At 41.9% G+C, this 18,847-nt stretch carries 14 protein-coding genes and 1 tRNA gene; all 15 read right to left on the bottom strand.

The genetic code is table 11. The features are described 5' to 3' along the window. Positions 1-12: 12 nt before the first annotated feature. The 15 genes from I2I04_RS01210 to I2I04_RS01145 all read right to left on the bottom strand — a co-directional run bounded on the left by I2I04_RS01210 (position 13) and on the right by I2I04_RS01145 (position 18,807). A complete protein-coding gene (locus I2I04_RS01210) occupies positions 13-3,078 on the bottom strand; it encodes a SusC/RagA family TonB-linked outer membrane protein (RefSeq protein ID WP_195470157.1) in 3,066 nt (1,021 codons plus the stop codon). Positions 3,079-3,325: 247 nt separating this feature from the next. Next, positions 3,326-4,216, bottom strand: a complete 891-nt coding sequence (locus tag I2I04_RS01205) for a carbohydrate kinase family protein (RefSeq protein WP_195654083.1) — start codon at positions 4,214-4,216, stop codon at positions 3,326-3,328. A gap of 59 nt (positions 4,217-4,275) precedes the next feature. Then, a tRNA-Leu gene (locus I2I04_RS01200) sits at positions 4,276-4,357 on the bottom strand. A 74-nt stretch (positions 4,358-4,431) separates the two neighbouring features. After that, positions 4,432-5,493, bottom strand: a complete 1,062-nt coding sequence (locus tag I2I04_RS01195; RefSeq protein WP_143256913.1) for a S41 family peptidase — start codon at positions 5,491-5,493, stop codon at positions 4,432-4,434. 47 nt (positions 5,494-5,540) lie between these two features. Then, positions 5,541-6,401 (bottom strand): DUF3316 domain-containing protein, encoded by an 861-nt coding sequence (locus I2I04_RS01190; protein ID WP_195470158.1) that lies wholly within the window; start codon positions 6,399-6,401, stop codon positions 5,541-5,543. Further along, positions 6,401-9,046 carry a DNA gyrase/topoisomerase IV subunit A gene (locus I2I04_RS01185; protein ID WP_143256915.1) on the bottom strand — a complete coding sequence of 882 codons (2,646 nt, stop codon included), beginning with the start codon at positions 9,044-9,046 and terminating at the stop codon, positions 6,401-6,403. Before I2I04_RS01185 ends, I2I04_RS01190 begins: the two co-directional genes overlap by 1 nt. 206 nt (positions 9,047-9,252) lie before the next feature. Then, complete coding sequence (locus tag I2I04_RS01180; RefSeq protein ID WP_195470159.1) at positions 9,253-10,596, bottom strand: Gfo/Idh/MocA family oxidoreductase; 1,344 nt, start codon at positions 10,594-10,596, stop codon at positions 9,253-9,255. Between the two features lie 87 nt (positions 10,597-10,683). After that, positions 10,684-10,923: a hypothetical protein gene (locus I2I04_RS23445; protein ID WP_074909940.1), complete on the bottom strand. Its 240-nt coding sequence runs from the start codon at positions 10,921-10,923 to the stop codon at positions 10,684-10,686. 3 nt (positions 10,924-10,926) lie between these two features. After that, positions 10,927-12,252, bottom strand: coding sequence for a Gfo/Idh/MocA family protein (locus I2I04_RS01175; protein ID WP_143256917.1), 1,326 nt, complete (start codon positions 12,250-12,252; stop codon positions 10,927-10,929). 1 nt (position 12,253) lies between these two features. Further along, on the bottom strand, positions 12,254-13,021 hold the full coding sequence (locus tag I2I04_RS01170) for an FAD:protein FMN transferase (RefSeq protein WP_195470183.1): 768 nt from the start codon (positions 13,019-13,021) through the stop codon (positions 12,254-12,256). Between the two features lie 52 nt (positions 13,022-13,073). Then, positions 13,074-14,477: a putative oxidoreductase C-terminal domain-containing protein gene (locus I2I04_RS01165; protein WP_195470160.1), complete on the bottom strand. Its 1,404-nt coding sequence runs from the start codon at positions 14,475-14,477 to the stop codon at positions 13,074-13,076. A 4-nt stretch (positions 14,478-14,481) separates the two neighbouring features. Next, complete coding sequence (locus I2I04_RS01160) at positions 14,482-15,492, bottom strand: Gfo/Idh/MocA family protein (protein WP_195470161.1); 1,011 nt, start codon at positions 15,490-15,492, stop codon at positions 14,482-14,484. Between the two features lie 6 nt (positions 15,493-15,498). Further along, on the bottom strand, positions 15,499-16,290 hold the full coding sequence (locus I2I04_RS01155) for a glucosamine-6-phosphate deaminase (protein WP_032848442.1): 792 nt from the start codon (positions 16,288-16,290) through the stop codon (positions 15,499-15,501). Next, positions 16,271-17,458 (bottom strand): N-acetylglucosamine-6-phosphate deacetylase, encoded by a 1,188-nt coding sequence (gene nagA, locus I2I04_RS01150; protein WP_195470162.1) that lies wholly within the window; start codon positions 17,456-17,458, stop codon positions 16,271-16,273. Before nagA ends, I2I04_RS01155 begins: the two co-directional genes overlap by 20 nt. A 32-nt stretch (positions 17,459-17,490) precedes the next feature. Then, a complete protein-coding gene (locus I2I04_RS01145; RefSeq protein WP_195470163.1) occupies positions 17,491-18,807 on the bottom strand; it encodes a sugar MFS transporter in 1,317 nt (438 codons plus the stop codon). Between the last annotated feature and the right edge of the window lie 40 nt (positions 18,808-18,847).

Genomic DNA, 18,847 nt, shown 5'->3' with positions numbered 1-18,847 from the left:
ACAATTATAATTTTAGAATGTTAGGTTGATACCGAAGGTATAGACTGCAGGTACAGGATAACTGCCGTCATCTACTCCGAATGCGGTGGCAGTTCCTCCAAGTTCGGGAGTATATCCGGTGTTATGTTTCCATGTTTTCAGGTTCTGTATATTGACATAGACTTTCAGAGCCTGCAGGCGTATTTTAGAAATCAAGTTCTTGTCGAACGTATACGCTAACTGTACGTTGCGGATACGGAAGAATTTGCCGTCCTCAATGTAATAGTCAGAGTTGAGGTTGTTGATGGAATGTTTGGTGTTCAGCAACGGCTGGGTGTTGGACGTACCTTCTCCGTGCCAGCGATCCAGGCGTTGTTCCAGGTAGTTGAACTGGGCAAAGTTGTAGTTATCCCATGTGCGGAAAATCTTGTTTCCACCTTGTCCCATCATGTCGATGCCTAACGACCAATTCTTGTAGTCTACTCCAAGAGAAAAACCGTAAGTGACCTTTGGAGTCGGGTTACCTATCATGGTACGGTCTTCCGGGGTGATTTCGCCGTCACCGTTCACATCGGCGAATTTCAGGTCACCGGGGGTGACGGTAGCCAGTGTATTTTTGGGTGACGCGTCAATATCCGCTTGTGACTGATAAACGCCTGCCACCTTGTAACCATAGAAATATCCGATAGGATAACCTGCCATTGTATAGCTTTGCTGCTTATCTCCGGCAATGATGGAATATCCTTCCTGAACAAGACTTTTGACCTCATTCTTGATAGTAGTCAGGTTGGCACTGACGGAATATCCCCAATCGCCAATCTGATCGCGCCAGGTTACAGCCATTTCCACTCCTTTATTCTGAATCTCTCCCAAGTTACCGATACCAGGGATAGTTCCGGAAATTCCGGGAACTTCGGCTAACAAATCTTTGGTATTCTTCTTATAGTAAACACCCTCAAAATGTAAGCGGTTGCGAAGTAGGTTCGTTTCAAATCCCGCTTCCCAGGCTTCTACTTTTTCCCAACGCAGGTTAGGATTAGGCAGATAGGCCAGTTGATATCCGGGATAAATGATGGATGGTTTACCGAATACGGCCGAATAAGCATTGGTCAATAAAGGTTCGGCAGGATAGGCTTTATCCAGATTCTGGTTTCCTAACGTACCGTAAGATGCTTTGATTTTCAACATATCCAGCCATTTGATGTCTTTCATAAATTCTTCTTCAGACATCAACCAACCTCCACCCAGTGAGAAGAAGTTCTGCCATTCATTTCCTGTATAGGAGAAAGCGGAGGAACCATCCCGACGGAAAGAACCGTTGAACAGATATTTGCCTTTATAGTTGTAAATCACACGTGCAAGTACGGATAGCGTGCTGCGTTCCCATTGAGTACTTCCATTGGTAGCGGTGGCCGCATCGCCGATGCTGACAAACCATTTGTCCGGATCGCCCGGGATGACCAAACCTACTCCTTGTTTGCGTGCTCCGTCCAACCGGCTCAACGAATTGTAATAAGTAGTAAAACCGGCGGTGGCCGTCAGGTTATGGTTGCCGTTGTCAAAGCTGTTGGTATATGTCAGCAGGTAGTCACTCTGAACTTTTGTTTCATTCTCTTTAAACTGGCTGACCTCGGTCTTTCCTGTTCCCAAAGTAGAGATCCCTCCGTTGACAGTGGCATCGTATACTTTTACGATCGGTGTATACGTCCGTCCGTTGTTCGACGCATAATCCATGGAGAACATCGCTTTGAACGTGAAATGTTTCAGGAAGTCTACCTCACCATAAATGTTACCGGATGCCCGGTAGTTCTCTGCTTTGGTAGTATTCGCTTTCAATTCGACGTCTACCATCGGGTTGTTGATCTGTGCTTTCTGGAATTCGGGCAGAGCCGTATATAATCCGTATTCATTGTTATATACCGGAGCGATAGGAGTTGCACGCAGAGCATTCAACACCTGTTTGGAATCTGCAGGAAGCATACGTGCTCCGTTGAATTGGAAACCGACTTTCAAAAAGTCCGTAATCTTATAATCATTACTTGCGTTGATGGTTACCTTACTGAATTTCTCATGTTCGATGTTTCCTTGTTCGTAAGAGTAACCTACTCCCAGATAGAAACTATGTTTGGGGGAAGCCCCTGTAATACTGATATTGTTATTTGTAATGAAAGCAGTCTGGAAAATTTCATCCTGCCAGTCGGTATTGGCATCCCAGCCGGTATAATCGAAAGGGTCATCTTTCTGATTGGCGAGCTGTTCGCTGTATAGTTCCCTGAATTGTGAACCGTTCACCAATTTCACTTTATCTACCACTTTCTTGAAACCGAAAGAAGTATTGATATTAACCAACGTTTGTCCTTCTTTGGCTTTCTTTGTGGTAATGATGATAACACCATTCGCTCCGCGAACACCGAAGATAGCCAGAGATGACGGGTCTTTCAGAATCTCCATAGATTCGATGTCCTCCGGATTCAGGAAATTGATGTTGTCATTGAATAATCCGTCGACAATGTACAGCGGTTTATACCCGTTGATGGAGTTTGTTCCACGAATACGGATTTCCGGGTCTGATCCGGCCCGTCCGGAGTTTACAATCTGTACACCTGCCACTTTCCCCTGAAGGGAAGACAGCGGATTCATTGCCGGTTTGTTGGCTAACTCTTCTCCTTTGACATTGGTGATAGAACCTGTCAAGTCTCTTTTCTTTGCACTACCGTATCCGATAACGACTGTTTCGGCTAGTACTTGTGAATCTTCTTTTAAAGTGACATTGATGACATTTTGTGCCCCCACTTTAACGGTTTGCGAGGTCATTCCCACATATGAAAATGCCAGTACGTCCTCCGGAGTGACAGAGATTGAATATTTACCGTCCATGTCCGTGATGGTGCCGGTGGAAGTTCCTTGTACGAGTACCGATGCACCGATCAATGGCTCATTGGCAGCGTCCGTCACTGTTCCTGTCACCGTCTTTGTCTGTGCAAAGGCTGATGCAGAGGCCAGTAGCAGGCAAACAAGCGTCATGATGCTCCTTGACCTGATGGCTTTTTTCTGAAGATGTTGTAAAAGTCTAGTCCTCATTGCATTAAATTTTTCCATTTGTTATTATTTAGGTTGAAGTCTTTTTTCTGCCGTCTTTTGGCAAGAGTAACAAAGGAAACAAACGAAATTCAAAAAAGATTTTGGAAAAAAGAGGGAATGGTTGATTTTAACACTAAAAGGGAGGTAACTGTTGAAAAAAATCAGGCACGAACCGATGTCGTTCGTGCCTGGATAATAGGATGGGGATTCTCCATTGAGGGAGGTATATCCTATGTATACGCTGTTCGTTCTATGATTTCCTGTTTTAAAACATCTGCTCCGCAGTGGTCATACATTGAATGACATCTTCTTTGCTGCCACTGAAAGGACCTGATTTCTCAATTTTTAAAGTTGACATGGCGGCTGCAAAACGTCCGGCTTCTTCGATGCTGGCACCCGATACCCGTTGGTATAAATATCCGATGGTATACGTGTCTCCGCATCCTGTTGCGTCTACCACTTCTTTGGGTTTATATGCCGGAATGCGATAGAATTCTTTTCCATCAAAGATGAATGAACCCATGCTTCCCAATGTGACCAGTACTTCTTTCACTCCCCATTCATGTAATTGACGGGCAGCTTCCTGTGGATCGGAAAGACCGGTCAGCACTTCCATTTCATGCTCGTTGACTTTCAGGAAATGGATATATTGCAAAGCTTCCCGCTTATCTGTCCAGTCCACCGGATAGACGTGGGTGTCACGCACTTCACGCAAATAGCCTTGCGAGTCTACTGCAATCAACCCTTTTTGGGATAGTTCTTTGATTACTTCCAATGAGAAGTCATCTGCCAGTAGAGAGCCGAGATGGTAGATTTGCGCATCTATATCTTTCAGCTGACCGGCAGTGAACGGATCGGCTTTTGCTAATACACGTTGAGTGCGTTCGTCCGGATTGGCGCCATAGATATTCTCGAAGTATACGGAATATTTGCTTGGTAAAGCGGTTACATGAATACCCATTTCACGTAGTTGCTCCACAACGTTCATTTCAGTGGCACCGACTGCTGTTACTAAAGCGTAATCGATGTCGTTAAAATGGCGGATGGCATGTGAACAATAAAAAGCCGTACCTCCCGGCATATAGACAGTGTTTTGGGGAGTGACTACTTTGTCTAATGTGATGTGACCGATGCAGCAAAGTTGATGTTTATTCATGTCTAACCAATTAAAAAGCCTCCAAGATTGTATCTTGAAGGCTTCTAGTTTATTTTTAGTGCGGATGATAGGACTCGAACCTACACGCCTCACGGCACCAGATCCTAAGTCTGGCGCGGCTACCAATTACGCCACATCCGCATGTGTAGCTTTTTTTGTTTAGCGGTGCAAAGATAGGAAGATTTTCTGATTTGGCAAATAATTCGACAATAAAGTTATTCACTTAAGATTTCGAATGCCTTTTCAATCAGTGGATCTTTCTTCTGTGATTCTATGTCGCCTTGCTCTATCCCTTCTTCCAGAATCTTATCCATATTTACGTATACATCAGGTTTTATTCCATCCTCCAATGACTTTCCATATTTATCAAAGTGGGGGCTGGCAGAGAAGCGGACGCTCCAACCATTGGGTAATTCTGATGAAAATGGTAGCCCTGATCCACCACCAGTCTGGTCGCCCAGCTGGATGATTCTTTTATCTTCGTTATCATTGTTTAAGCTGCGCATTACGTTAACAAAATCATTTGTGGCACTATAACATCGACGATTGGTTAGTATCACGACCTTTTTTTGCCAACGAATACTGTTGGAGGGTTCTAAATAAATGGGCTCCATCTCTGAGAAATCATTGTGTCCCGGACCTGTCTTATGTTGGATATATCCTGTTAATGCCAGTTTATCAGTGAACCGGGCAGCTATGCGTGAAGAATTGGTTAGATTACCTCCTCCGTTATCACGGACATCGATAATTAATCCATTGCAGATTTGTAGATAGTAAAGGACCTCATCCAAATTGCCATCTCCAACTCCAGCACTGAAACTTTCATAACGTATGTATCCTATGTTATTGTCGAATATTTTATATTTAAGACCGGCGGATGTGCGATAGCCTGAATTGGCACTACCCAGATAATAGTTATAAAGAATATCTTCTCTATAATTCCAAGGGTAGCCCTGATACCATGCGTCGTAATAAGAAATACGACTGGCAGAAGATAGATTGACATGCCCGTCTTTCAAGATATAAAGCATTTGGCTTAGGATGTCGAACAGGTCATCATTGGACATCGACGGAATAATCAGTTTGCTGTACTCGTTATGAACAGCATCCCAATCAATGCCTTTTGTATCCAAGAAACAATACTGTTCGTCAATGATTTTCCATAGTTGTTCGAAATTACCTCTGGGATCATTGGCGTAGTCATCTTCCCCAATGCAACCGGTCAGCACCGGAAGGCAGCAGAACAGCCAAAGTATTTGTCTAATCTTATTTCTCATTATTAATTGATCTCTCACTTGAAGTTTCAACATTAAATTTTGTTCTCTTAGTATGCTCCAACCGATGAAGGAAGAGCAGTTCCTTTTTTATTTCGGATACGGTATAGGTCTTTCACAAATCCTACCATGAATACGTGTGAGTAGGTATGTGTCTTGATATTGTTAACGTTGGATTGCTGCAAATCAGCCAGGTAGCTGAAGCGCATTTTGGTATATCCTATCGGTAGGTCGACAGAGAGCATCTGTCGCAACGAAGGTTGATTGTGCAGGGAGGTAAATTTTATCACTCCACTCGAATTTCCTAGAGAAAATATTTCGTAATAAGATTGTCCGTAGTGGGGGGAGAACATCACTCCCATAACCGGCAGATTGACCTGATAGCGCAGTACTATCGGGTAACGTTTGATTTTTAGGTGCCAAATGGCCATTCCGGAGGCATCCAGATTGACGTATGCCCGTGCGGATGCCGGATTGTTGGTATTTCGGAGATTATAGACAAAGCCTCCGTTGACATCTATCAATCCTCCGGCCAATAATTTGAAATTCTCCGTCAGGCGAAACTGGTAGTGTAATCCATAGTTCCAGTTGACTAATCCGGAGAAGGTGTTATTGTTATCGGCGCGGTTGTGCGTATAGCCGATGTCGGCTTGAAAGAAGTTCTGCACAGACACATTTCCATCAAATAACTTGGTCATCCGAATCAGCTCACGGGAAACACGGAAGTCGATTCCTTTGTATTCCTGCGGTGAAAGATAGGTGTCGAAAACGTTCGTAAATCCGACACCATACATGGTGGCACGTGTTACATACCGATGGGTTTGCAGACTGTCGATCTGCGCTTGTAATCTTGTGCTAAGGGCGAACAGGATGAAACCAGTCAGCCCCAGGTATATTAGTCTTTTCTTCATCAGAATAATTTCATCTGCCCGGTGATCTCATCGATAATATCGCCTTCGCTCTTGTCGCTGTCCGGGTCCAGGTTTTCCGGTTCCTCTTCAGGAACTTCCTGTTGCTCTTGTGAGGGTTCGGGGAAGCGAGTTGGTTCAAGCTCATTGATCGTCTCCACTGCATAGGTCGTGATACGTTTTCCTTTAGCTTTGAAACCTTTTACAGCAATGAATTCATCCGCGTCGATATTCAGTGGTTCCCGGAAACTGTCGTGTCCGCCAAATATTACTTCCAGGCGAGGATAGTACTCGTCGGTCAATAGGATCAGACGGTTGTTCTTATTTTCTCCCAAGTAGTTCTGTTTACGGTTGGAGGACTCAAAACAGAAACGTTTCAGATACGGATAATTCTGCTGGTCGGCATCGTAAAGCGCGGCAGTCCATATCTTGTTAGGATCGAACTTCTCCACGATGCTTACATTATCTTCATAGTGATTGCTCAAGTCGAAGTTGGTAGTATAGAAATCACCGTTGTTCAGAACAATCAATATGCTGTCGTCGCTTTGGAATTCACCCAGATATTCACCTCGTCCGTCATAGTTGAGGCGGAGTATGTCACGGTCAAACCATACTTTACGTCCACCGAGCGTAGAACCTCCTTTTTGCTTCAGGGATATCTTATGTACCGGCAAGCGGGTGAGAATCACACCTCGTGCCTGGCGTCCTTTGATGCTGACTTCACTGAAGTCATGCTCGAAAATGATACGGCGTACACGCGGATTCGGTTTCAATGTCACCTTGATGATTTCGGCTTCTCCATTCGGGTTGGCACTGAAATAGGTAATCCGTGATTCGGGAGTTCCCAGGGTGACATCATATTCGCGGTCGCGAACTACAGAGGTCACGGCGAAACGTTTTACGTATGTCGTTCCTTCTTTTCCGTCGCGGTAAGCTATATTGTAGATCGTACGTTTATCGTTCTTCTTGAATACATTGACATAGAGAACGTTTTTGCCGACGAATTTCTTGTCGGCAACAGGAGTAACGATATACTTACCGTCGCGGAAGAAGATAATGACATCATCGATATCCGAACAACATGCAACGAACTCGTCTTTTTTCAAGGCTGTTCCGATAAATCCTTCTTCGCGGTTGATATAAAGTTTTTCGTTTGCTTCTACTACTTTGGCAGCTTCGATGGTGTCGAAGTTACGTAGTTCCGTACGGCGCGGGAAGTTCTTGCCGTATTTGTTCTTCAACATCTGATACCAGTTGACAGTATAATCTACGATGTGATCCAGATGATTATCAATCTCGGCCACTTCTTCTTTCATTCTGGCAATCAGTTCATCCGCTTTGTCCGAGTTGAATTTCAAAATACGTCCCATTTTGATTTCCATCAGTTTGAGAATATCCTCTTTGGTTACTTCGCGGATAAATTTCGGATAGTAAGGCGTCAGGCGTTCGTCAATATGTGCACAGGCTGCGTCCATATCTTTGGATTGTTCGAACTCTTTGTCCTTATAGATGCGTTCTTCGATAAATATCTTTTCGAGCGAAGCAAAGTGCAACGCTTCCAATATTTCGTTTTTCTTGATTTCCAGTTCCTGTTTTAGCAGATCCAGCGTGTTGTCTGCCGACTTTCTCAGAACTTTGCTGACAGTGAGGAAATGAGGTTTGCTGTCATCAATCACGCAGCAGTTGGGTGAGATACTTACTTCGCAATCGGTGAATGCGTACAATGCATCGATTGTTTTGTCCGATGATGTACCAGGTGCCAAATGCACTAATATTTCTACGTTGGCAGCTGTGTTGTCGTCTACCTTGCGGATTTTGATTTTTCCTTTATCAACTGCTTTCAGGATAGAATCGATTACTGTTGAAGTGGTCTTCCCATAAGGGATCTCTGTAATTGCAAGTGTTTTGTTATCAATCTTGTTGATCTTGGCACGTATTTTCACTGCTCCGCCACGTTCTCCGTCGTTGTATTTGGCTACGTCGATTGAGCCACCTGTCTGGAAATCGGGATACAATTGGAATTCTTCCCCACGTAGATAGCTGATGGAAGCATCACAAAGTTCGTTGAAGTTATGCGGCAATATCTTGGAAGAAAGTCCGACAGCGATACCTTCCACTCCCTGTGCCAGTAACAATGGGAATTTCACAGGAAGAGTGACTGGTTCCTTATTTCGTCCGTCATAAGACAATTTCCATTCGGTAGTTTTGGGATTGAAGACAACATCCAGCGCAAACTTGGATAAACGTGCCTCGATATAACGGGGAGCAGCAGCACCGTCTCCGGTGAGAATATTACCCCAGTTACCCTGACAGTCAATCAACAGGTCTTTCTGTCCCAACTGTACCAGGGCATCCCCGATAGAAGCATCCCCATGCGGGTGGAACTGCATGGTGTGTCCCACAATATTTGCCACTTTATTATACCGTCCGTCATCCAGACGTTTCATAGAATGCAGGATACGACGTTGTACAGGCTTTAAACCGTCATTGATGTGAGGTACGGCACGTTCCAGAATAACATATGAAGCATAGTCCAGAAACCAATTCTGGTACATGCCTGTTAACTGATGTTTTACGCTTTCGTCCCGCGCGTCCGTCGGTTTGTAGTCTGAATGTTCTTCCGTTATCTCGTTGATTTCGTCACTCATAAATTCGTATATATACTATAATTTTACGCATACGCAGGCAAAAATACAAAAATAAACGAGATTTCGATGAAAAACGATGAATATTCCGTGTGTTAAAAGGGTATAAATCAGCTTTACGGAAGGAAAACAGAAAGGCATATCTTATCAAAGACATGCCTTTCTGTAAAATTATAACCTGATGAAAAAACGAGAAATGGGGACATGATTTAAACCCGTATTTCCCAACCTTTTTCGTACTCTCTTCCCCAAAGCTTATTGGCTTCCAAATCGTTAAGAATTCGTCCGCTTCCCGGATCAATCTGTAATGAATGTCCAACACGTTGGGCAATGTTACCTAATTGTACTAACTGGGTACTGATACAGGCGTCTACAATTCCGGAATTTAACTTTGTTCCTTTACGAATGGCATCAAACCAGTTTCGGAAGTGGAAGGCATCCAACTTTTCGGATGGATTCAACAGATTGCCGGTCTCAAATTTTAAATCACTTTTTACCTCTTTAATTGTTTTCCCTTTTATATCTGCAATTTTATATTCATTGCCACCGCCAATGAAGAGAGTTCCGGTTTCTCCATAAAATGCGGTTCCTACTCCATATCCGTCTACCGGCATCGTATTACAACTACGTCCTTCCCATGAAAAAGATGCTTCGTCGCCAAATTGGAAGGTGATAAGTTGTGTGTCAGGAGTTTGCCAGTCGTCTTGAAAACGATACCGACCTCCGATAGAATCAACCTTTGTAGGATAATCCACACCTAACCCCCAACGGAGCATATCAACAAAGTGAGTTCCATTGTTGAGTGCTTCACCTGTTCCCCAGTTCCAAAACCAATGCCAGTTATAATGGATGAAATTATCTTTGAAATCTGCAACACGTGGGGCAGGACCTTGCCATAAATCCCAATCCAGATAATCAGGTACAGGAACAACTTTCCCTGTTCCAATGGAAGGGCGATTATTGACATACCAAGATTTGGCATATCTCACTTTTCCGATAGAACCGGATTTTATTTCTTCCATAGCTTTAATTACATTGGGAAAGGAACGGCGTTGGTTACCTACTTGAACAATCCGGTTATATTTCAAAGTGGCTCGAACCAGCATTTCATTTTCTGCCGGATTATGACTGGTCGGTTTTTCCAGATAAACATGCTTTCCAGCCTGCATAGCCATAATGGCTGCTTTGGCATGCCAATGGTCAGGGGTAGCAATCACCACTGCTTCAAAATCGTTTGACTCTAACATTTTACGAATGTCTTTTTCTCCTTTGGGAGTACGTCCGGTAATTTTGTGGATAGCAGCCTGACATTTTTCTAATGCTCTTGAGTCTACATCACAGATGTAAGTAACTTCACAATCTGGTAGTTTGGCAAATCCTTGCGCCAAGGCCTTACCTCTCGAATTCACTCCAATGACTCCGATGCGTATTTTTTCGTTAGCTCCCAGAATATCTTGATAACGGCTTGAACCGAATCCTGGAAGTATGCTTCCTAATGAAAGCGCAGCTGTACCTGCTACTGTTTTTTTGATGAAATCTCTTCTTGTTGTCATAGTATCTATTTTTCTCCAAAATTAGGTTGTTATTAGAATATGTGAATGAGTATTTCCGTCAATTCTCCTTCAAAAAACGTCAATCTCTTATTTTTTTCTTCGGAAAAGGTGGATTGAGAATGTTATGATTCCTCGGGGAATCCATAATATAAGATAGATGAAAAAACTAATCACGATGACATATCCGATTTGGGATACTATTTCAATCCATGGGCGGGAATAGACAATGATTGCAATAACATTGATGACAAATGCAAGCAGGAAACTTAGAAGATAGATGTTCCTTTCTTGTTTTAACTTTTTTGATGTGATAATAATATCTTTCATGGTTTAGAATTTCATATAAGGTATTTTATATTCGTCGGGGAAGAGGATGTGACGTTGCTCATCCATTGCCTGATTTCCAAGTAAGCAAAGGACTGTAGAACAGTAAGCCTCTTCTACTATATTCTGTGCTTTCTCTCCAGTAATGCACGATTGACAGAAGGAGGACAGAATGATATCTGAACCGTCTTTATCTGCTCCGATCATACTTAATCCACTGTTAACGTGAATATCTCCGTCAATAATGAAATGTGGAGTGTATTCCATTTTCGTTTCCGGTCGCCAGCTGGGGCCTGCCGTTGGGATGGCGGCAAAAACTTTGTCTTTTACCTGATCGATTAATTGGCGGATACCCGAAGTAGAATGATCTTCTTCCAGGTAATAAATACCTTTAGCCATTTCCATCGTACCTTTGTGACCTAGAATCTGATCTTCCATACCATTGAACTTATTGGAAATCAAAGATTCATAGGCAATCTTGGTTCCATCGGAATATCGGTAAGTCACATTTACACTATCGTATACTTCACGACCGTCTTTCCAGTAAACAATATCACCCATTCCCATGATACTTACCGGTATTCTTTTAGCTGCCCAGTTACATACTTCCAATTGATGGCAAGCCAGTTCAGTCATTAGTCCACCCGAACTTTCTTTATATAATCTCCAATTGATTTTGCGCTCCAATTCCGGTGAAGGTACAGGACGACGCCAGTCTGCATTTCTGAACCAATGGCAGCGCATTCCTACCACATCTCCGATCAGTCCGGAATGAATCATTTGCATCCCTTTGATATACTTCTCGTCATACATTCGTTGCATACAAAAGTAGAGGACTTGATTGGTCTCTTGATATGCATCGTAAATTGCCTTGCATTCTTCTAAAGTACGTGCCATTGCTTTTTCGCAGAAAACATGTTTGCCTGCAGCCAAAGCATCCAGTACAATGGGGGCGTGCCAGTTTAGTGGTGTGGATATGATGACTCCATCGATATCTTTCGATTCCAGCAGCTTACGGTAATCTGTATAGGACTTGGCATCCGGGCAAAGCTCCAATGCCTGCTGAAGATTGGGAGCATAATTATCACATACGGCAACAATTTGCGCGTGTGGAATTTCTTTGAGGTTATGAATGTGGTATTGTCCTCTGGAACCAGTGCCAATTAAAGCGATTCGTGCTTTTTCATGCTTGATCTCTTTTAGCTTTTCAGGGGTACAGGAAGTAAGCCAGGGAGTGGTAGCTAATAAAGCGGTCCCTCCGGCAACATATCCCAGGCTTTTTATAAATTGTCTGAGTCCTAAGTCTACTCCTTTTTCTTTATGTTCTTTCATATTATAAGTCATATATGGTTGCTTGTATATTTTTAAAATTCTCAGTGAGTAATAGTTGTTGTTCTTTATTCGCGATCATCCATACGGTACTTAGAATTTCAGCCTCTAACGGATCTGTAGATATGATAGAGCTTGCTTTTCGTTGTTCATTAAATAGACCCGTAAGTGGATTCATAATGTGTCCGGTATATTGAAGCGTATTACCGGAAGTGGATAATGTTGTATTTTTAAGATCGAATTCATTTAAAAGAGACTGATTATAAGGATTCAGAAAACTTACTCTCCAACTGTCTCCATAAGGATGATGTCCCATGCCCAAAATGGAGCTATTACCGAAATTGACAAATGCATGGTTGATGTTCTCTTGTTCTATGAGTTTTTTGATTTTCTTCAAAGCATACCCTTTGGCAAAACCTCCAAAGTCGAGTGTAGGTCCGAGTGCAGGTAAGAAAATATGCCGGTTGCCGAATTTTATTAGGGAGAAATCTTTCATCGTAATGTCAAAGAGATGGAAAGTACGCTCATAGTAATATTGGCAGAGTTGAAGAATTTCTTCTAATTCTGTGCTGATAGGGATAGGGCTTTGAGATTTCAAGCTGTTCAGTCTGCTTACTTCACTTTTCGGATCAAAACGGTTCAGTATTTTATCTAAGTGTTCTATTTCGTTTATAATAACTGCCCATATTCGATTTAATAAGGTGAAATCGGAATGAATGATCAGGATGTCAAAGCGTGTCCCCATGATATGAGGAATGAATCCATGAAACATGGATTCATTATTATAATATTTGTATCTTGTTTCTAACACCTTATTGAGCCTTTCAATTATTCTCCAATTTTGCCATTTCTACCGCAGTGGTAGTGATATAATATTTAGAGATTATATTTTCATTTTCCCATTCTGGCATATCTTTGTATTGAAGATAATGCAAGAATGTCTTGGCTACTTTACTGAAATGAGCTTCATGGTTTGATCTGTGTTCTTGTGGAATATCAATCAGATAAAGCTCGTTGTTTTCTTCTTTTACAGATAAGAACGGATAAGTGTCTCGTAATTCTTCAATGGTTTTTTGTAACTGAATCCTGAATGTGGCACTGTCAATGTTCTGTCCTTTTTGAATGTAGAGTTCTTTTGTAAATCCGTTCTTTTTATTTTGAACTGTTTTTAATGTGGCCTTAGTACCTTTCTTAGTGGAAGTGAAAGTGTCTCCTCCATTAGTTGGTGGAGCATAATTCCAAATGACTTTTATTCCTATATGAATTCCTTTAATCGTAAAATTCAATGTTCCGTTTGCCAATACTTCCAATATGTTATTCTTTACGTATTTGTCAAGATAAGGAGGAAAAGAATCTATTTGAGTTGATTGGCTGAACTCTGGCAATGTGATTGAAGTAGGCCAGTGGGTGGCGTTTGTTACTTTTACATCCGACTGGTAGCGGATCGTTTCATCCGAAAAGCACTGCCATTGCACCAGATCGATAAGGTGGGTCGTTACATCAGCAATACCTTCACCTTGTTGTGCTGTATCGTAATACCAGGCAGGTCTGATCAACGGTTTGCCGGATACGTTCTTGAAGAAATGATGAACACTTTCCATGGTGATAGAAGGACTCTCCGGTGAACCTTGCTGCAGTTCACCGAACAGTTCCTTTTTTTGTAATAGTTCTTTTTCTACAATGTTGAGAATATCATATCGCTCTGTCATCAGGTCATATAAAAGAAGATTTTTTTCTTTTGCCAGCCGATAAGCTTCAACCAGCAAGTTGAAATCCTTTTGATTGATTGCTAAAGGTTTATCAGAAAGAACGTTATATCCTGCTTTGATAGATTGTATTATATATTGTGTCTTTTTTTGATTGTTTCCTGCCAAAACAACAACATCTCCTTTCTGTCCGGCGAGCATTTGGGAAAGATAATCATCTCCTGTATACACCTGGCTTACCCATGAGGTGGGGGCCTCTGTACGTTGGTTGTAAGAGTTGATACTTTCCATATATTGGTTAAAGCCTGTCCCTTCGGGAGCATATACGTGAATTGTATCGTTGACATCTGTCAGCGTATCTTTCTGGAGTAAACTGGCGTGGAAATGTCCCGGATCGAGAACGATCAGTTTTATTTTATGAGAACCGTTTGCTTCATTGGCAGTCTGCCTTTTAGATAAAGAGCATGAGACAACCACCAATGAAAGTACTAAAAGTCCGATGTTATTGTATATAAATTTCATTCTTTTATTTCTTATTACAAGTCTTGATCAATTTCTGTGCATCTTTCCAGCCTTTCTGGTAAGCTTCTTCTAGTGTGACAATTTTGCCATTTTGTTCTTTACTCATATTAGAAGCTTGCATAAAAGTGAATATTTCAATCGTTTCTTCTTTTGAAACAGGTGCAACTCCAGTTCGGAAGAATGTTAGGATTTGTTCAAGAAGTACTTTATAGCCCTGATATCCTCCTACGGCTATTGCTCCTTTGGAGGTAAAGGCTGTCCCTCCATAAATTTGCGGTCCTTTAGTGATTCCCCGGAATATGCCGATTCTTCCATCCTTCCAACGTCCTACTACAACATCTCCTCTGTCGGAAGACATGCGGTTGACAGACTCGCATCCCGTACCCATGACTGTGTACAAAGTTTCAACCCCATGGATTCCATAGAAACCGAAATCCGGATGAGTGGGTTCCACTTTATGCGGAGAATAGCAGTCAGCTCCTAGGATTTTGCCTAGTTCATTATTCCGCAGTTTCTGATTTTGAGGAGTAAATCGTAAAGCAGAGGATGAGAAGATCGGTATGTTGTATTTTTCCGCCATCTCATAGATAGCAATAGCATCTCCTAATGTAGCTCCGATAGGCTTGTCTATGTAGCAGATCTTACCAGCTTTGAAGACCTCCATTGCTTGCTCCAGATGAAGTCGTCCGTCATTCGTTTCCAGAAGTACACAATCCACTTTATCCAATAAGTCTGCTATAGAAGAGACGATTTCTACTCCTTGTGTCTTTACTTTTTCAATGTATCCGGGAATACGTTCGTAGCTGGATTGAATTGTTTTAGAACCATACGGATAAGCGGCTACTACCCGGAATCCTTGAGAAAAAGTTTCATCGGAGCCGCTATTGATCAATTCTGTAAAAGCGGTAGAATGGGAAGTATCCAAACCGATGATTCCTATTTTCATTATTTTTTGTGCGTATATACCGACACTGATCATCAGTAATATAAAGAAAAAAGTGATTCTGTTTTTCATGATTGGTTATAAATTTATCTGTTCTGCACTTTCAGTGTCCAAATATAACGAAGATTTTTCTTTTCTTCGCAATATGCTTGCCGGACATTTTTCTGAAATTTCACCATAAATGGCCCGATATACTGCGTGGGCTTTATTCTTGAAAGGGACAATACAAAACATCCATTCGGCTTTTAGCAAAGCAGGTATTGTTAGTGTCAAAGCTTCTTTAGGTACTAAATCTAATCTTTCGAAGCATTTTTCGTTAACTTGCTGTTGGCGGCATACCGGATCAAGTTTTACGATTTTCACCAGTTTGGGATCATTGAAATCAGCTACATCCGGATCATTGAAAGCAATATGTCCATTTTCTCCGATACCCAGGCAAACAATGTCTACTGGATATTTAGTAAGCAGATCGGCATATCGTTTGCATTCCTCTTCAAGACTCTCTGCGCGTCCATTCAGGTAGTTCACCTTTTTGAAAGGAACTTTGTCAAAGATACGAATACGGAGGAAATGCCCGAAACTTTGTGGCGCGTCCGGATGAATACCTATGTATTCATCCATATGGAAGGCGTTGATTCTGGTCCAATCTATTCGCTTATCATGGATTAGATGATTTAAAAATTCGTCTTGTGAGGGAGCGGCGGCAAAGATCATATTGATTTCAGCCTTTTCTTCCAAGAGCTTGCAGATTCTGTCAGCTACTTCCTTTGCGGCTTCATTGCCCATTTGTTGGAGAGTGGGGTAAATTTTAATGGTTAATAGCTCTTGTTGAAATACTTTGGTTTCAGATTCATTTACTATAGATAACATGGCCTTCTGATATTGTGTTAATAACATTGATTTGATTGTCGAAAATGATAATGTCAGCATCTTTACCTGCTTCAAGAGAACCTTTTGATGAGTCAATGTGTAAAATGCGGGCAGGGGTGAGTGTCATCATGCGGATAGCATCGGTGAGGGGGATGCCAGCTAATTGTACCATGGTTCTAACTAAACGGTCAGTGGTGGCTACACTACCTGCAAAAGCAGAACGATCCGGCATTTTTGCAACGCCATCTTCAATAATAACTTTTTGTCCGTTAGTCAGGCTTCCTAGAATGGACTCTCCATCTGGCATTCCAGCGCCTCGCATTGCATCGGTACAGAGTGCGGTTTTGTCAGGTCCTTTGAATTTATAAACAAATTGAAGGAGCGGCTTGGGGAGATGTATACCGTCAGCGATGATTTCGACTGTTATATCATCAATCAAATAGGCAGCTTCCACTACTCCTGCATGTCGAAAAGCATTTCTGCGTGTTACGGATGACATGGCCGAATATAAGTGAGTTATATGAGTATACCCGGCTTTGTTTGCTTTTTCCACCTCTTCATAGGTTGCGTCAGTATGTGCAATGGAAGGGAGGATATGCTGTCTTTGCAACTCTTCCCCCATTTCGATAGCTCCTTCCAATTCTGGCGCAACGCTCCAGCGTACAATATCCTGTGAGATATTTATAAAATGGTTATATTCTTTCGGACATGGTTTTTTAAGATAATTGGGGTCTTGTGCTCCACACTGGGAAGGTGAAAAATAAGGACCTTCAAGATGTAGACCTATAAATTTAGCGCCTTTATTATTCAGAACTTTCGCTTTTTTATAAATTGTAAAAGTATTCATTAACTCTTCATCGGTGCAGGTCAGAGTTGTAGGCACCATAGCTGTTGTTCCATACTTCGCATGAACTTCTGCTATTCTTAGAAATGCCTCTACTGTTCCATCCATGAAATCATGTCCGCCACCTCCATGAACATGCATATCGATAAAACCAGGAGATACATACTGTTGTTTGGCATCTATTATTTGGTCGTCTGGGGTTATCTCAAGCATTTTGTCGGCAAGGATTTGTTCGATCTTTCCGTTTTTGCAAATCAATGCCTTGCCCGTATCTATGCGATCAGGAAAGATGAGTTGTCCGTTTAGAATGATTAGTCTCTTCATTTTATATTGTTTGAGGTTTATTCATTTGTTTTTTATCTCCATGAAGTGATTTTGTGTCCTTTGACAGCAAAGAATACAAGATAAAGGAAGCAGGGGATTAATACCCAATAGCCGATACGTAAATCGTATATTTCAGCAAAATGACCATAAACTAACGGAAGGATTGCATTTCCGCAGAGTCCCATGATTAACAGTGAGGAACCTGTTTTGGTAAACTTTCCCAAGCCATGAATGGATAACGGCCAGATACCTGCATAAATCAGTGCATTTGGGAAGCCTAATGCATTGAGAAAAAAGATGGAGGCATTGGCTTGATGGCCGAAAAGGGTTACATTAAAGTCGGCAAATACAACTCCGAATGAAAGGAATAATCCTAGTACTGTACATATAATCAGTGCGTTTTTCTGTGAGATATATTTAGGAATTACGATGATTCCCAATATATAGCCGATCATCGTACATGCCAGAGTATATGAGGGAAATGCTTTTGCCTCCAATAGATCCATGCCCATGGAATTGGCATAATTGATGATGGTATCAATGGCTATTACTTGTGTTCCTACGTGAAAGAAGATAGCCAATGCGCCTAGAATAAGGTATGGAAAACCAAAAATGTTTTTCTGATTACTATGACCGCTTTCTTTTTCGTCTGTCGCGTTCTGTTCATCCGTATTAATTTCGGGTAAGACAGAATATCGAATGACGATACCCGCTAATAAAAGTAGTATTCCTAGTATAGTGTACGGAACGATGACACGTTGTATCAGTTCGTCAAGCATAACACTTTGGGTTATTGCGTCCAGTGTACCCGATTCTATCAGGGCAAAAAGTTCGCTGTCATCAGCTTTTAGAATCAATGCGGCGAAAATGAGAGGAGAGATAATTCCGGCAAACTTGTTACATATACCCATGATACTGATACGGCGGGCAGCGCTGTCAATCGGACCAATAATGGTTACGTACGGATTAGCTGCCGTTTGCAGGATTGCCAGACCTGTTCCTATGGAGAACAAACCGATCAGGAAAATTTCGAATTGTCGAGCTAAAGCGGCTGGAACAAATATGAAGGCTCCTAATGCGGTTAACATAAAGCCATACATGATTCCTCGTTTGAAGCCTACTTTCTTTAATAGTATCCCTGATGGAACAGCCATCACAAAATAGGCAATGTAGAAAGCAAATGCTACAAAGTAGGATTCGAAATGTGTAAGTTCGCAGGATATACGGAAATAAGGAATGAGTATGGAGTTGACCCAGGATACAAATCCAAAAATAAAGAACATTCCGGCTAGAATGGCTATTGAGATGTAGTAGGTCTTTTTTTCGTTTGATAGGTTCTTATTTTTCATAGTAACTATGTTCTATTGAGTAATTATTTAAAGCAAAAGT

It is taken from the genome of Bacteroides sp. 1001136B_160425_E2 (assembly GCF_015559655.1).
Classification (GTDB): Bacteria; Bacteroidota; Bacteroidia; order Bacteroidales; family Bacteroidaceae; genus Bacteroides; species Bacteroides luhongzhouii.
This window is presented reverse-complemented; position numbering and strand designations above follow the sequence as displayed.

Coding starts and splice junctions, on each gene's coding strand:
- I2I04_RS01145 (WP_195470163.1), bottom strand. CDS start 18,807: ATGAAAAATAAGAACCTATCAAACGAAAAAAAGACCTACTACATCTCA.
- I2I04_RS01160 (WP_195470161.1), bottom strand. CDS start 15,492: ATGAAAAACAGAATCACTTTTTTCTTTATATTACTGATGATCAGTGTC.
- I2I04_RS01205 (WP_195654083.1), bottom strand. CDS start 4,216: ATGAATAAACATCAACTTTGCTGCATCGGTCACATCACATTAGACAAA.
- I2I04_RS01195 (WP_143256913.1), bottom strand. CDS start 5,493: ATGAGAAATAAGATTAGACAAATACTTTGGCTGTTCTGCTGCCTTCCG.
- I2I04_RS01155 (WP_032848442.1), bottom strand. CDS start 16,290: ATGTTATCTATAGTAAATGAATCTGAAACCAAAGTATTTCAACAAGAG.
- I2I04_RS01210 (WP_195470157.1), bottom strand. CDS start 3,078: ATGGAAAAATTTAATGCAATGAGGACTAGACTTTTACAACATCTTCAG.
- I2I04_RS01190 (WP_195470158.1), bottom strand. CDS start 6,401: ATGAAGAAAAGACTAATATACCTGGGGCTGACTGGTTTCATCCTGTTC.
- I2I04_RS01170 (WP_195470183.1), bottom strand. CDS start 13,021: ATGTTTCATGGATTCATTCCTCATATCATGGGGACACGCTTTGACATC.
- nagA (WP_195470162.1), bottom strand. CDS start 17,458: ATGAAGAGACTAATCATTCTAAACGGACAACTCATCTTTCCTGATCGC.
- I2I04_RS01180 (WP_195470159.1), bottom strand. CDS start 10,596: ATGACAACAAGAAGAGATTTCATCAAAAAAACAGTAGCAGGTACAGCT.
- I2I04_RS01185 (WP_143256915.1), bottom strand. CDS start 9,046: ATGAGTGACGAAATCAACGAGATAACGGAAGAACATTCAGACTACAAA.
- I2I04_RS01175 (WP_143256917.1), bottom strand. CDS start 12,252: ATGAAAGAACATAAAGAAAAAGGAGTAGACTTAGGACTCAGACAATTT.
- I2I04_RS23445 (WP_074909940.1), bottom strand. CDS start 10,923: ATGAAAGATATTATTATCACATCAAAAAAGTTAAAACAAGAAAGGAAC.
- I2I04_RS01165 (WP_195470160.1), bottom strand. CDS start 14,477: ATGAAATTTATATACAATAACATCGGACTTTTAGTACTTTCATTGGTG.